The organism is Enterobacter cloacae complex sp. SYL003 (genome assembly GCF_049236925.1).
GTDB classification, from domain to species: Bacteria; Pseudomonadota; Gammaproteobacteria; order Enterobacterales; family Enterobacteriaceae; genus Enterobacter; species Enterobacter intestinihominis.
Genome location: NZ_JBMKJK010000003.1, coordinates 97809 through 111665 on the forward strand (window position 1 = coordinate 97809; position 13857 = coordinate 111665).

The 13857-nt window shown below is 56.9% G+C and carries 11 protein-coding genes; 9 read left to right on the forward strand and 2 right to left on the reverse strand.

Going from position 1 to position 13857, the window contains the following annotated elements; all coding sequences use genetic code 11:
• Positions 1–47: 47 nt before the first annotated feature.
• The 7 genes from ACOT1A_RS05060 to ACOT1A_RS05090 are packed head-to-tail and all read left to right on the forward strand — an operon-like array spanning position 48 to position 11428.
• Positions 48–1865 carry a glycosyltransferase family 2 protein gene (locus tag ACOT1A_RS05060; protein ID WP_126502728.1) on the forward strand — a complete coding sequence of 606 codons (1818 nt, stop codon included), beginning with the start codon at positions 48–50 and terminating at the stop codon, positions 1863–1865.
• Positions 1862–3193 carry a DUF3131 domain-containing protein gene (locus tag ACOT1A_RS05065; protein ID WP_046621209.1) on the forward strand — a complete coding sequence of 444 codons (1332 nt, stop codon included), beginning with the start codon at positions 1862–1864 and terminating at the stop codon, positions 3191–3193. The genes ACOT1A_RS05060 and ACOT1A_RS05065 overlap by 4 nt, the downstream gene beginning before the upstream one ends.
• Positions 3190–4737 (forward strand): DUF3131 domain-containing protein, encoded by a 1548-nt coding sequence (locus ACOT1A_RS05070; RefSeq protein WP_046621211.1) that lies wholly within the window; start codon positions 3190–3192, stop codon positions 4735–4737. Before ACOT1A_RS05065 ends, ACOT1A_RS05070 begins: the two co-directional genes overlap by 4 nt.
• The gene (locus ACOT1A_RS05075; RefSeq protein ID WP_126315104.1) at positions 4722–6116 is read left to right on the forward strand and encodes a DUF3131 domain-containing protein; all 1395 of its coding nucleotides are present in this window, start codon (positions 4722–4724) and stop codon (positions 6114–6116) included. Before ACOT1A_RS05070 ends, ACOT1A_RS05075 begins: the two co-directional genes overlap by 16 nt.
• A complete protein-coding gene (locus tag ACOT1A_RS05080; RefSeq protein WP_046621214.1) occupies positions 6113–6547 on the forward strand; it encodes a globin in 435 nt (144 codons plus the stop codon). Before ACOT1A_RS05075 ends, ACOT1A_RS05080 begins: the two co-directional genes overlap by 4 nt.
• A 2-nt stretch (positions 6548–6549) precedes the next feature.
• Positions 6550–9237 carry a hybrid sensor histidine kinase/response regulator gene (locus ACOT1A_RS05085; RefSeq protein WP_276169941.1) on the forward strand — a complete coding sequence of 896 codons (2688 nt, stop codon included), beginning with the start codon at positions 6550–6552 and terminating at the stop codon, positions 9235–9237.
• Positions 9227–11428, forward strand: coding sequence for a glycoside hydrolase family 2 protein (locus ACOT1A_RS05090; RefSeq protein WP_252065871.1), 2202 nt, complete (start codon positions 9227–9229; stop codon positions 11426–11428). Before ACOT1A_RS05085 ends, ACOT1A_RS05090 begins: the two co-directional genes overlap by 11 nt.
• A 7-nt stretch (positions 11429–11435) precedes the next feature.
• On the opposite strand, the gene ACOT1A_RS05095 is transcribed toward ACOT1A_RS05090, so the two are convergent.
• Positions 11436–11639 (reverse strand): hypothetical protein, encoded by a 204-nt coding sequence (locus tag ACOT1A_RS05095; RefSeq protein ID WP_046621221.1) that lies wholly within the window; start codon positions 11637–11639, stop codon positions 11436–11438.
• Positions 11640–11658: 19 nt separating this feature from the next.
• On the opposite strand from ACOT1A_RS05095, the gene ACOT1A_RS05100 reads away from it, so the two are divergent.
• Positions 11659–11793 (forward strand): hypothetical protein, encoded by a 135-nt coding sequence (locus ACOT1A_RS05100; protein ID WP_259369129.1) that lies wholly within the window; start codon positions 11659–11661, stop codon positions 11791–11793.
• A 39-nt stretch (positions 11794–11832) separates the two neighbouring features.
• On the opposite strand, the gene ACOT1A_RS05105 is transcribed toward ACOT1A_RS05100, so the two are convergent.
• A complete protein-coding gene (locus tag ACOT1A_RS05105) occupies positions 11833–12555 on the reverse strand; it encodes an SDR family oxidoreductase (protein WP_022649105.1) in 723 nt (240 codons plus the stop codon).
• A 98-nt stretch (positions 12556–12653) separates the two neighbouring features.
• Here ACOT1A_RS05105 and ACOT1A_RS05110 point away from each other — a divergent pair, with 98 nt between their 5' ends.
• Positions 12654–13571, forward strand: coding sequence for a LysR family transcriptional regulator (locus ACOT1A_RS05110; protein WP_058646216.1), 918 nt, complete (start codon positions 12654–12656; stop codon positions 13569–13571).
• The last annotated feature ends 286 nt before the right edge of the window (positions 13572–13857 follow it).

The following is a 13857-nucleotide window of genomic DNA, read 5'->3' on the forward strand; positions in this document are numbered from 1 at the left end:
ACGGGTCTGTTATTAATATCTATCGTGGAAACAGGATATCCTTCTGTATGGATTTTTATTTTACCCGTTTTGAACATCGCCAGCCGCCTGAACCGCTTAAGACACCGCGCTGGATAATGCTAACATGGCAGGTATTGGCGGTTGCTGCGCTGATTTTAGGCGCTAATTATCTTTACTGGCGCTGGACAGCCTCCTTAAATACCGACGCGCTGTGGTATGCCATTCCTCTGGTGCTGGCTGAAACCCTGGCCTGGATCGGCACCGTGCTGTTCACCATTAACCTGTGGAAAGAAGAAGATCCGCCGCAAAATCCCCCGCCGGTTGAGATCAATGATTGCCTGCGCCCCGAAGACGCGGAAGCATCAAGACCCATAAAGGTCGATCTCTTTATCGCAACCTATTCAGAAGATGTAGAGCTGGTCAGGCTTTCTATTCGGGACGCCATGAAGATGGATTACCCCTTCCCGCTGGACTACAGGGTACATGTGCTCGATGACGGCCGACGCCCGGAGATGAAAGCCGTCTGCGATCGGGAAGGCGCCAACTACATCTCCCGCCAGACAAATATTGGCTTCAAGGCCGGTAATTTGCGAAACGGACTTGAGCAAACCGACGGTGATTTCCTGATCATTTGCGATGCCGATACCCGTGTCTTCCCCACCCTGCTCAGCCACACGCTGGGCTACTTTCGCGACCCTGACGTAGCCTGGGTTCAGACACCGCAGTGGTTCTTCGACCTGCCGGAGGGGGAAAACCTCGCACGCTGGCTTGGGCGAAAAGCAGGCAAAACGGGATACGGGCTGGGATGGCTCGCCCAGAAGTTCGTCGGGCCAGTGACCATCGGCCGCGATCCCTTTTTTAACGATCCGCGCATGTTTTATGATGTGATCCTACGCCGGCGAAACTGGGCCAACGCTGCCTTCTGCTGCGGTGCGGCCTCTGTACACAGGCGCGAAGCGGTGATGCAGGCGGCGCTGCGCAGCTACGTATGGACGGTTGAAGAAGAGATCGATCGCCACACGCGGGATATACGCGATCCTGTCATGCGCGAAACCCTGCAGGACGCCATGCGTCCCCACGTGGCCTTCGATACGGAACTCACGCCCTATAAATTTCACGTATCGGAAGATATTTATACCTCTATCCTGCTCCACGGCGATGCCGCCCGCCGCTGGCGCTCGGTAATGCACCCGCGGATCGAATCGAAAATGCTCTCTCCGCAGGATATGCTGACGTGGATGATCCAGCGCTTCAAATATGCCGCGGGTTCACTGGATATTCTGTTCCACGACAATATCTTCAGCCGTCGTCGCTTTAAGCTCTCTTTGCCGCAGACTCTGATGTACGCCACCACCTTCTGGTCCTATCTGGCCTGCGTGTGGAACACTATTTTCCTGATATCGCCCATTGTTTACCTTTTTACCGGTATACCCCCTGTATCAGCGTGGTCTGAACCCTTTTACCTGCATTTTTTGCCCTTTTTTATTGTGTCGGAGCTGGCGTTTATGTTCGGCACCTGGGGAATATCAGCCTGGGATGGCAGAGCATCATATCTCTCATTCTTCTCCATGAATCTGCGCGCGCTCGACACGGTCCTGCGCGGAGAGCAGATCAAATTCCACGTCACCCCCAAAGAGCGGCAGACGGGGCGTTTTCTTTATCTGGTAAAACCGCAGATCGCCATCGTCGTGCTCACTCTGGCCGGGCTGATTTGGGGTGGTATTCAGGTTGCACGCGGGCAGGTTGACGATCCGTCTGGCTACGTCATCAACATCTTCTGGGGTGCAGTCAACATTGCCGCCATGCTGCCGCTGATCTTCGCCGCCATGTGGACCCCGGCGGAAGAAGAAGAGGTTAGCGAATGAGAAAACGCGACGCGCTTTTGTCTGCCCGCAGCTACCTTACTATTCTGCTCGGCTTTCTGCTGGGATTCGCCATCGTCGTCTGGGTTGAAAAACAGATGCCGACACGGGTGGAGAGCAGCGCGGGGATGTCGCTGAGTAACGATTTCCCGCCCTTGCCCGCTCCGCGTGAACTGACATTCGAAGAAGCCATCTGGGCGCGGGTAGCCTGGCAGTATTATGTGAACAACACGCAGCCTAATGGTCTGGCCAACGCGCAGAATGGCGAGCCCTGGCTCAGCCTGTGGAGCACCGGCAGCTATCTGTTTGCCGCTGTAGCCGCCAGGCAACTCAACATTCTTACTCCCGGCGAATTTGATGAACGCATCGCGGCCGCACTGGCCGCTCTCGCCAGCCTTCCACTCAATCCTCAGGGGCTGCCTGCCGCCTATTATCATGCCGACACGCTGGAAGCCCTGGGCAAACCGGACGCCTCGGCGATCGGCATGGGCCGTCTGCTTAACGCTCTGCAAACGCTGCTATGGCGCTATCCTCAGCACGCTGGCCCCGTGCGCAATCTGCTTGAACGCTGGAATATGGGCGCCCTGATTGCCAACAACACCACCAGCCAGGCCGCGGTCCCGCTACACCACTGGGCGCTGGCGACGGACGAGCCGCGCAACAGCTTCGGCTATCGCCTGTATGCCAGCCATACGCTTCGGCTGATCGACAGCGCGGCGGGACTGGCGGTAACGAATCCGCCGGAAGGACAGCAGATGATCGACATCGACGGAATAATGGTGCCTGACGAAGGGCTACGCACGCCGTGGGGTCGGCAGCCTTCGCTTATCAGCCTTCCCTATTTATTAACGGGTCTCGAATTGGGTTTTGATGCGCAGAGCGCAGAAATCACGTGGCGCATAATGCAGATCCAGCAGCGCCGTCACGGCCTGCGGGTCCGCAAGCCACCGATCAGCACCGATTACGCCGAGCCCGCGCCGGATTACGTCAACGATCTGCCCGATCGCCAGCCGCTGCAAAATAGCGCTCTGCTTGACGCTACCCCCGAGCAAACGGCAATTACCTCTACCCGCACCGCCTTTGCCTGGTACGCCCTGTTCCGTAATGGCTGGAGCGAAGCACTGCGCCAGCAGGTGCAGAAGCTACAGGTTCCGGGTAAGGGCTGGCAGCGCGGACTTAACCTTAACAGCAGCGTGAACGAGATCGTTGACGCCGATACCAATGCGGTCGTGCTTGAGAGCCTGGCGTACATTGCTCACGGTCAGATGCTTTGTCTGGCCTGCCCTGGTCCCGCCACTTCCCTCACATCTTCAGCAGGAGCGAAGCCATGAAGCTGAAATCTATCCTCTTTTTTCCTCTTCTGGCCGGGCTTGTGGCAGGCTGGCTCTCACTCTCTGCGGCCCAGGCAGCGACCGGCCTTCCCGCCTCGGATTACCCGCCGCGTAGCGGTGAACTCACGCCTCGGGAGATGACCATTGCCAAAAACGCCTGGCAATATTTCGTTGTGAACTACCAGCCTACGACCGGCCTGGTGAACGCCGTCAATAAATTTCCCTCAACCACCATGTGGGATAGCGCCTCCTATATGGCCGCGATGACGGCCGCAAGGGAGTTGGGAATTATTGATAAAGCCGAATTCGATCGCAGAATGCTGAAATTACTCGCCACCCTGAACAAACTGGATTTGTTCCGCAACGAACTGCCCAATAAAGCCTATAACACCATCACCGCCCAGAAGGTTAACTACCAGAACAAACCTGGTGAAATTGGCTTCTCGGCACTGGACATCGGCAGGATGCTGATCTGGCTGAAGGTCATTAAGGAGCGCTATCCGGAATACGGCAACAGCATTGATAACGTGATGCTGGGATGGAATTTCACCAACGTCATCAACCCCTGCGGGATGATGTACGGAGCCTATCTGGAAAACGGCCAGCCAAAGTACGTGCAGGAGGGGCGGCTGGGCTATGAAGAGTACGGCGCCGCGGGCTTCGCGTTGTGGGGCTTTGGAACCTGTCAGTCCAGCCAGCCCCAGCCCTATGAGCTGGCTGAGATCTACTGCGTAATGGTGCCCTATGACTCGCGCGATCCGCGCCTCACCAACCAGCATAATTACGTCGTAACCGAATCGTATGTGCTTTACGGCCTGGAATTCGGTTTCGACAAGCCGACGGACAGAGAGAACAGTCCGCGCGACTACTCCCATCCGTGGATGAAAAACTTCGCCGACAGGGTTTACCAGGCTCAGGAGAATCGCTACGCCATCACCGGTATTTTATCCGCTCGCTCTGAACATCAACTCGATAAGTCCCCTTACTTCGTCTACGACACCGTTTTTAGCGACGGCTTCAACTGGAATACCATCACCGATAAAGGCGTGTACGTTCCCAATACGGCCGCCGTCTCTCTGAAAGCGGCGCTCGGGATGTGGGTTCTCTGGAACTCGCCTTATACCGACCGCCTGCTGGACGCCATTGAAAACGCCAACGAGACGGACAAAGGATACTATGAAGGGCTGTACGAAAACGGCGACGGCCCCATCAAAGAGTTCACCGCCAATAACAACGGCATCATGCTAGAAGCATTGCTGTTCAAAAAAGAGGGCAAGCTGTTGCAGTTCAACAGCGATAATCCCAAAGATCGCCACTTCGCCCCCTCCCTGTGGGAAAAAAAGCTGGTGGATCTCTTTGAGCCAAATAATGCCTCGCGCAACCGTCCGTTCCTGAACAGTACGCCAGCGGTGAAGACATGGTGTGAACAGACCGGAACCACCCTTCGCACCAAACCCGCTTGCCAGGCCTGTCAGTGTGCTACCTGTAATACGGACGAGCCTGTGAAACTGCCGCCGGTGACCGCACAATGCTTAAGACCTTAGCCCGCTGGCTGGCTGCCGCCGTCCTGATTCTTATTATCGCCTTCGCCCTGTTTAACCGTGAAGGCGCAGGTTGGCGCTGGCTGACCAAAGGTGGCTGGCACACCACCGCGCGCATCAGTAATCTGACCCCACAGGAGCGGGAGTGGGCACGTATCGCATGGCGCTATTTTGAGAATAACACCCAGCCTCAGACAGGGCTGGTCAACGGTAGCGATAAACAGCCGCGTGTTACGCTGTGGCAAATTGGCGATACGCTTATTGCCCTGCTGGCTGCCCGCGAGCTGGGTCTGATCCAGGCGGACGAATTCGATGCCCGGCTGACGCGCCTGCTCGGAACCCTCAACCGCCTGACGCTGACCGAAACCCGCACCCCCGGCAGGCTCTATTCCAGCCGAACGGCTTCGCCCATCGATTTCACAGGAAAACCGGCGCTGCGCGGTTGGTCGGCAAAAGATATGGCCCGTGTGATGCTGGCGCTGCGTCTCACCGCTGAGCGCGCGCCTGAGTACCGTGAATATCTGGATAAAATCATCCTGCGCTGGAACTTCTGTCCGGTGATGGATAAGGACGGGGAGCTGTGGTCTGCGTCCATGCAGAACGGGCAGCCGGTGGTGCGCGACGAGCTGCGGCTGGGTGAAAGCGAATATGCCGCCAGCGCGTTTCGGCTGTGGGGATTTCCATCGGGTAAGGCATTTTCCCCGCCTTCTCAGAACATCATTCTCTACCAGCGTAGCCTCGCCGTTGACGCGCGCGATCCAAGAACGACCTGGCAGCCGTCGCTACTCTCCACCCTCCCCGCTATGCTGCCGGGGCTGGAGTTTGGCTGGCAACCGCCCGGTGTGGCGTCCGATATTCACAAAACGCTGCGCGCACGGGCCGAAGCCGTATGGCTTAGCCAGAAAACGCGCTGGGAGCGTGAGCGCGCGCTAACCGCACGCGCCGATTTTTACCTCTCTCAGGCCCCCTGGCACGTAGAAGACACCGTCTGGGGAAATGGCTATGCCTGGAATACCCTGGGCGACGACGGAAAAAGCTATCCCCGTCTGGCACAGGTGAGTACTAAGGCCGTCTTTGTGCTCTGGGCGCTGTGGGAGACAGATTACACTGACGCGTTGATGACCGTTACCCGGCACCTGAATAACCCGAAACAGGGCTGGTATGAGGGCCGCGTTGAGGCAACCGGCGACATTAACCCGACGCTCACACTCTCGACGAACGCCATGGTGCTGGAAGCACTGCTGTACAAACACAACGCCGGGCCGCTGTTTGAAAATGGCCTTGTGGAAAGCGATGGCTATTTTGCCCGCCGCACGTCGGATCCCTTCAACCCGCCCGGTCTCTGCATGCCCGGCGAACGTGCCGCGAGGCCCGCACCATGAAATTTTATCGCGATCTCTTTGACGCCAGCCTGAGCCGCGTCCTGCCGGAGAATGATAAACGGCACTTTTTTGAGGCATTCTGGGAGACTTTTATTCATATGTCCCCCGATACGGAGCAGCACTTTGCCCAGGACCAGGGCCGGGATGGCCAGCAGATGATCTTCAAGAGCTTTTTCGCCATGCTTGCCGTTGACGGTTCGCTCTTTGTGCCCGATTTTCTGGAACGCCTGGCGCGGGAGCAGAGTGATGAAGGGCTGCGCCTGCCACCACGATTTTTCGGCCTCTGGCGGGAGGCAATGCTCCGGACCGTACGCGCCTGCGATCCACTTTGCGATGAAGAGATCCTAACAGCCTGGGCGATGGCCATTGCCCCCGGGCTGGAGTATCTGCGCCGTCAGGCGGAGCTGCACTATAAGGCCAGAGGTGAGTAATCATGCGAGCCACATCCCGTTTCGATCTCAACGCGCTGCCTGTGGGGGTGATGATTTACGATCCCGCCGAGCATCTGCTGGCCTGGAATGACCAGATATCGCGCTTTTACCCGGTGATCGCCCCCTGGCTGATCGCCGGTGCCACCCTTGAGAGCCTGGCGGAGAAATTTATTGATTCGGGTTATAACATTGACCCCACCCGCCGCCGGACCCTGCGTGAAGCGATCGTACGCAACTGCCGTCAGTCAAGCCATCGAGAGGTGCGGCAGTCAGGAAACCGGCGGCTCTACGTGCAGCATCAGCGTCTTGCCGATGGTGGCATCCTCAGCCTGCATACCGATATTACCGAGCTTGACGACGCCCAGCGCTCGCGCCAGCAGCTGCACGATGATTTTTTACTGACCGCAGAGTCCATTCAGATCGGCATCTGGAACTGGCAGGTCTCTCACGACAGCCTGGAGGTGAACGATACGCTGCTGGCGATGGTGGGTCAGTCGCGTACGCAACTGCACTACCCGCTGCGCTTTTTACTGAACCTGGTCCATGAAGAGGATCGTGCCGTCCTGCGCAACGCGATGATCGCCTCCAGGCAGGAGCACATGCCGGTGTTTGAATGTGAGATTCGCGTGCAACACGCGACGCAGGGCTGGCGCTGGATGCTGATTTCGGGACAGGTGGTCACCCTCACTATGCAGCAGCAGGCCGAACGGGTGATCGGCACCCTACAGGACATCACCCGCCGCAAGGAGGCCGAGCTGTTAGCCATTGAAGCGGCGAAAGTGGCCCGGGAGGCCAACGAGGCGAAGAGTGCATTTCTCGCCAACATGAGCCACGAAATTCGCACCCCGATGAACGGCATTCTGGGCATGACTCAACTCTGCCTCGATACACAGCTCAACCCCGAACAGCGGGAATATCTTTCTCTGGTGATGAGTTCAGCGCAGTCACTGCTGCATATCATCAATGACATTCTCGATTTCTCACGCATTGAGTCAGGTAAGATGACCGTCGATACAGAGCCGCTGGAAATTCGCCCCTTTGTGCAGTCGCTCATCCGCCCGCATATGCCCTCCGCCAGCGAAAAAGGCATTGAACTGCTGGTGGATATCGCTCCGGGGGTGCCTGAAGTGCTCATCGTTGATGGTCCCCGACTACGTCAAATTCTGACTAATCTTCTGGGCAACGCGCTGAAGTTCACCCATCACGGTGAGGTTATGCTGGCAATAGAGCCTACAGAAAGTGAAGGACACTGGCGTTTTCGCATACGCGACAGCGGCATTGGCATCCCGATGGAGAAACAAAAAGCCATTTTCGAGGCGTTCAGCCAGGCCGATAGCTCTACCACCCGCCGCTACGGCGGTACTGGCCTCGGACTGACCATTTCTGCCCGCCTGGTAAGCCTGATGGGCGGAGAGCTAACGGTTCAGAGCGAGCCGGGTGCAGGCAGCGAATTTGCTTTTACGTTGCCACTGGAAGGTCAGTTGGCTGTCCCAGCAACCGATGCTCCTGTAGCACGCTTTAACGGCGAATCGGTACTGGTTGTAGACGACAATAGTACCAACCTGCGGCTGCTGGATACCATGCTTCGCCAGATGGGTCTGACACCGACCTGTGTTAACAACGCCGGGGAAGCGTTAAGCCTGACTGCAAAAAAGGGATACTGGCCGCTGATCCTGCTGGATGCCCAGATGCCGGATATGGACGGTGTATCGCTGGCCCTTGAACTCTCTGTTATGCCGCAGGCCGAGCAAAGCCACATCATTATGCTCAGTTCCATGAGCCGCCATTTCGATGCCAATCTGCTCAAGCGTATCGGGATTGCCCACTATTTGCATAAGCCGGTTGCCCAACGTGAACTTTATCAAACCATAGCCAGCGTCCTGGCCCCCACTCCACAGCTGGCATCACCCCCTTCTCTTTCTCCCTCTCCCGTCACCTCACCTGTACAGGTGCAGAACGGGCTTCACATCCTGCTGGCCGAGGACAACCTGGTGAATCAGAAAGTCGCCAGACGCCTGCTGGAGCAGCTCGGCCACCGTTGCGAAGTGGTATCCAATGGCCGGGAGGCTCTCGAACGCTGGCGTGAACGGTCGTGGGATTTGATGCTGATCGATCTGCAAATGCCAGAAATGGACGGTGAAACGGCCATTCGCCTGCTTCGTGAAGAGACACTCACGCGGGGGCGTAGCCACCAGCCCGCCATTGCGATGACTGCCCATGCCATGCAGGGCGACCAGGCGCGCTGCCTGGCAATGGGCTTCGACGGCTATATTGCCAAGCCGGTGAGTCAGGAGGCGCTCAGGGAGGAGATAGCCCGTGTTGTCGCCGGAGAAGAAAAGGGTCTGCCGGATGAGGCTCACCTGTTAAAACAGTGCGCTGACGATCCCGATCTGGTTAATGAGCTGCTGGCGCTGTTCGGTAACGGGCTTGACGAGGCAATGGCAGCCATAGAAAGAAGTATTGTAAACGATGACCGCGAGGCCTTGCGTCGGGCTGCACATAAGCTTCGCGGTGAAGCCGTCACCCTGGGGTTCGCATGCTTTGCGGAAACTCTCCAGTACGTCGAGAGTCAGGCAGTGTCGTTGAATCAGAGCGAGCTGAGCGTTATGCGAGGCGAGCTCATCGAGCAGGCCAGGCGCAGTATGGCATGGCTGCACCGCCGAGGGCAGGAGGTTAAAGATGATCTCTAGGCATATTATGCTGCTGGCATTCACCCCTCTGCTTGCACAGGCAAGCCAACCGATCACCTGGTCATTAGCTGGAATGTGGCGCGTACATGACGCAAATAACGCCACCTTCGACGGAGCCAATGCGCCTGACCATGACTGGCGAACGATTCGGGTTCCGGCCAACTGGTACAGTGCCGGATACGATCATCAGGGGGCCCTCTGGTATCGTCACGAATTTACCTTGCCCAAACCCGCTCCCGATATCATGACCACACTGGTGTTTGAGGGAGTGGATTATTTCACCGACGTCATACTTAATGGCAAACATCTGGCTCGCCACGAAGGGTATTTCCAGCGCTTTTCCGTAGACGTGAGTGATGCCCTGTACCGGCATAATAAGCTTGCCGTTCGGGTGGACAGTCCCTGGGAAGATCCGAAAACAATCTGGCCGCTACATAAAACGATGGTTAAAGGCGTACTTAACCAGCACGATACTCGCCCTGGCGGGGCCTGGTCAGAGGACGGCCAGGATGCCAACTCCGGGGGGATCTGGTCGCCGGTAAAGCTACACTTGAGCCGCGGAGTAACCATCGACGAGGTGATACTGCGTCCGGACTGGCGCGAAGGACTGAGCAAACCAGCGCTGCACGCCGAGATCCGCTATCGCGCGCTGTCTGCCGGTGACGTAACTCTGCGCCTGTCGGCCACACCGGACAATTTTATGGGCCCGCGTATAAAGCAGGAATTCCCTGTAAACCTTGCGAGGACTGATGGGAAGCCGCAGTCGCTTCGCGTCACGCTGCCGATGAAAGACGCCAGGCTCTGGTGGCCAGTGGGCTATGGCAGGCCAAACCTCTACAGGGTGCGCGCAACCCTGATGGATGAGCAAGGGGTGATGGATACTGCGGTTGCCCGAACCGGGTTACGCAAGATAGTGAAGCAGCCTGACAACAAGGGCTGGCTGCTCAATGACAGACGCCTGTTTATCAAGGGGAGTAACTACATCGGCTCCCCGTGGCTTAGCACCATGACGCGCAAAAAATATCGCCGCGATTTTAGGCTGGTGCAGGCGATGAACGCCAACGCGATACGCGTTCACGCACATGTGGCAGGTCGGGCACTTTACGATGTGGCTGACGAGATGGGACTAATGATCTGGCAGGATGTCCCCCTGCAATGGGGTTACAACAACAGCGACGCCTTTGCGGACAATGCCACGCGGCAGACCCGCGAGATGGTCGAACAGTTTGGCAATTCCCCGGCCATTATCGTCTGGGGCGGTCATAACGAGCCGCCGTGGAACTCACCGTGGATGGAAAAACGCTTCCCCGACTGGAACAAAACCCTGAACCAGACGCTGACGAAACGCGTGGGAGAAGCGCTTGCGCAAGACACCTCGCGCATTGTTCATCGTTTTTCCGCGGTTGAAGAACATTACTGGGCCGGGTGGTACTTTGGCACCATGCGCGATCTCCTTGGCCCCGCCAAAACCGCGATCATTACGGAATTTGGCGCTCAGGCGCTACCGCGACTCTCAACCCTGAAAACCATCATCCCCGCCCGCCTGATATGGCCGAAAAGCACCGCCGCCGACGATCCTGGCTGGACGCACTGGAAATACCATAACTTCCAGCCTTTCCAGACCTTCAAATTTGCCAACATTCCGCGGGGCAATACCATTCAGGAGATGATTGCCAACACCCAGCGTTACCAGGCGGAGCTGGTGGCAATGGCGGCGGAGAGCTATCGTCGGCAACGCTATCAGCCGGTTACCGCCCTCTTCCACTTTATGTTTGTTGAAACCTGGCCCTCCATCAACTGGGGCGTCGTGGATTATCTGCGTAAGCCCAAACCGGGTTACTACGCGCTGCAAAAAGCCTATCAGCCCATTCTGCCGTCGATTGAACCCGTGACGGCGGTGTGGCGCAAGGGAAGCCAGGCCACGGTTCGCCTGTGGGCAATCAATGACACCTGGTCCGCCTGTGAGGCGTGTCGCCTGAAGTGGCAGGTGAAGCAAAATGGTCAGGTGTTGGCTAAAGGCGATACAACGCTTACGCTTCCCCCTGATTCGGGCAGCAAGATAAAGGACCTTACCGTCACACCGACCAGCAGGCATAACGTTACCATTGAATATGTGATTTCGGATCGCGCCGGTAAAACCGTGGGTTCCAACCAGCGCAATGAGAGGGTGGAAAGCCCTCCTGAGCCATGAATGCTGGCTACCCGACGCTGCTACTAATACCCGGCATGCCAGCCTGCATTTTCAGCCTGTTAACGAACCAGCGTCCGGCCGGGCCGGGCGGATGTTCCTCCAGGTGCACCGCCTGCATGGAAAAACCGGGCCCGACGTCGGGCTGCATCGGCACGTTCAGCGTAACCAGTTTTCCCGCTGCGAGATCTTCCTCGACCATTGGCAGCGGCATATAACCCCACCGTGCACAGATGGAACAGCTGAAGGAGAAGATGACGTTCCTGAAAGCCGATGATATCGCCGACTCGATTCTTTACGTATTGCAGGCACCGGAACATGTGGACGTGGCAGAGCTGTTTATTATGCCGACCGAACAGCCGTGGTAAGAGGTTGAAGCGGGTCAGGCTGGTGCCTGACCCGCTACGTTAGTTTGCAGAGGCCGTAGGTCTGATGGTGATTTCGGTGGTATCGACACTCTCAGGCGCCTCGATGATGTGGCGCACGGCGCGAGCGATATCAGCCGGTTTGAGAGCAATAGCCCGGTACGCATCCATCACCGCCATGGTTTCTTCGTGCGTAATGGTCGAGGCCAGTTCGCTTTCCACTACCCCAGGGTTGACGCAGGTCACACGGATGTTCGAACTTTCCTGACGTAAACCATCGGAAATGGCCCGTACCGCAAATTTGGTCGCGCAATAGACGGCGGCCGTGGGCACGACGGACAAGGCACCAATCGAGCCTATATTGACGATCTGCCCCGAGCCCTGGGCTTCCATAATCGGCAAAACAGCACCAATACCCCACAGTACGCCCTTGATATTTACGTCAATGGTGCGCTCCCATTCATCCTGCTTGCCAGCCGAAAGCGGAGAGAGAGGCATAATGCCCGCGTTGTTAATAAGTACGTCAATACGGCCCCACTTTTCCCGTGCTGCCTGAACGAAGGCGGCCATCGACTGGCGGCTGGTAACGTCTAATACCTGAGCCTCTGCCTCCCCTCCTGCGCTGCGGATTTCATCAGCCAGAGCGTGGATGCGATCCAGCCTGCGTGCACCCAGGAACACTTTTGCGCCAGCCTTGCCGAGCTCTCTGGCGATACCTTCTCCGATACCGCTGGAGGCGCCGGTAATTAAGATGACTTTGTTCATGTTTTACTCCTTCAGTTGAGTTCACTGCAATCATAGATACAGACCATTGTTTCTTGTATCCTGCCTTTACTGGACTCACTGGTTAGCAATGTTAAACAATGAAAATCGATCTTAATTTGTTACCGCTTTTTCTGGCGGTCGCCGAAGAACGCAGCTTCAGCGCTGCCGCCGGGCGCCTGGGCATAACCCGTTCCGCTGTCAGCCAGGGAATAAGACGTCTCGAAGATGGGTTTCAGACCCTGCTGGTGATGCGCACCACGCGCTCGGTAAGGCTCACCGAAGCGGGTGAACGGTTGCATAAATCGTTGCTGGGGCCCATCGCCAACATTGAGGCGGCCTTTGACGACGTCATCTCGGACAGCATACCGCGCGGACAGCTCAGGATCGCTGTCACCTCAATTGCGGAAGCGTTTCTTTCGGGCCCACTGCTCGCCTCGTTTACGGCCGCGCATCCTGCGGTATCGCTTGATGTTTTCGTGTCAGATGAGGAATTCGATATCGTGGCAGCGGGCTATGACGCCGGGGTGAGGCTGGGCGAAGTTATCGAAAAAGACATGATCGCTATTCCCCTTACGGGCCAGCAGCGTGAACGGGTGGTGGCTTCACCTTCCTATCTGGCGACACACAGCGCACCGACGCACCCCCGTGAACTGGTCGCTCATCGGTGTATCGGCTGGCGCCCTTCCCCGGACGTTGCCCCCTATCGCTGGGAGTTTGAGGAAGCAGGCGTCCCTTTCGATGTGGCAATTGAACCACAAATCACCACTAACGATCTGCGTCTTATGCTCAGCCTCGCGCTGGCCGGCGGTGGTATAACCTTTGCCACGGAGGACACCTTCACACCGTACATTGAATCAGGACAGCTGGTTTCCTTACTGGATGCGTTTCTTCCATCTTTTCCTGGTTTTTATCTCTATTTTCCCCAGCGCCACAATATGGCCCCCAAGCTCAGAGCCCTGATCGAGCACATCCGCCAGTGGCGACAGCTCCCCGCCACGCAACCCACACAGCGTTAAATGGTTCCAACCCTGAATGCAGATTTTCCTCAATCTACTGCATCCCTTTGATGAGCATCAACGACAGCACGTCATTACCATGGAAAATGACAACGGACACGATGGGCAGGACTTCACACAAGGATGGAACCTTAAAAATGTACAGACCAATAGTTGTTATCCTCTTTATTCTTTTGACATTAGCTGCCCTCGTGGAAATCGGCATAATTTCTTTAGGCTAATACCGATAGCCTCTGAAAGGCCACGCTTGCGGCCTTTTATTTATTAAACATGAGAAGAAAATACG

What these genes read in the sequence shown, in the direction of transcription:
- ACOT1A_RS05065 (WP_046621209.1), top strand. Translation starts at nt 1,862, where the DNA reads ATGAGAAAACGCGACGCGCTTTTGTCTGCCCGCAGCTACCTTACTATT.
- ACOT1A_RS05085 (WP_276169941.1), top strand. Translation starts at nt 6,550, where the DNA reads ATGCGAGCCACATCCCGTTTCGATCTCAACGCGCTGCCTGTGGGGGTG.
- ACOT1A_RS05110 (WP_058646216.1), top strand. Translation starts at nt 12,654, where the DNA reads ATGAAAATCGATCTTAATTTGTTACCGCTTTTTCTGGCGGTCGCCGAA.
- ACOT1A_RS05060 (WP_126502728.1), top strand. Translation starts at nt 48, where the DNA reads ATGGATTTTTATTTTACCCGTTTTGAACATCGCCAGCCGCCTGAACCG.
- ACOT1A_RS05105 (WP_022649105.1), bottom strand. Translation starts at nt 12,555, where the DNA reads ATGAACAAAGTCATCTTAATTACCGGCGCCTCCAGCGGTATCGGAGAA.
- ACOT1A_RS05070 (WP_046621211.1), top strand. Translation starts at nt 3,190, where the DNA reads ATGAAGCTGAAATCTATCCTCTTTTTTCCTCTTCTGGCCGGGCTTGTG.
- ACOT1A_RS05090 (WP_252065871.1), top strand. Translation starts at nt 9,227, where the DNA reads ATGATCTCTAGGCATATTATGCTGCTGGCATTCACCCCTCTGCTTGCA.
- ACOT1A_RS05100 (WP_259369129.1), top strand. Translation starts at nt 11,659, where the DNA reads ATGGAACAGCTGAAGGAGAAGATGACGTTCCTGAAAGCCGATGATATC.
- ACOT1A_RS05075 (WP_126315104.1), top strand. Translation starts at nt 4,722, where the DNA reads ATGCTTAAGACCTTAGCCCGCTGGCTGGCTGCCGCCGTCCTGATTCTT.
- ACOT1A_RS05095 (WP_046621221.1), bottom strand. Translation starts at nt 11,639, where the DNA reads ATGCCGCTGCCAATGGTCGAGGAAGATCTCGCAGCGGGAAAACTGGTT.
- ACOT1A_RS05080 (WP_046621214.1), top strand. Translation starts at nt 6,113, where the DNA reads ATGAAATTTTATCGCGATCTCTTTGACGCCAGCCTGAGCCGCGTCCTG.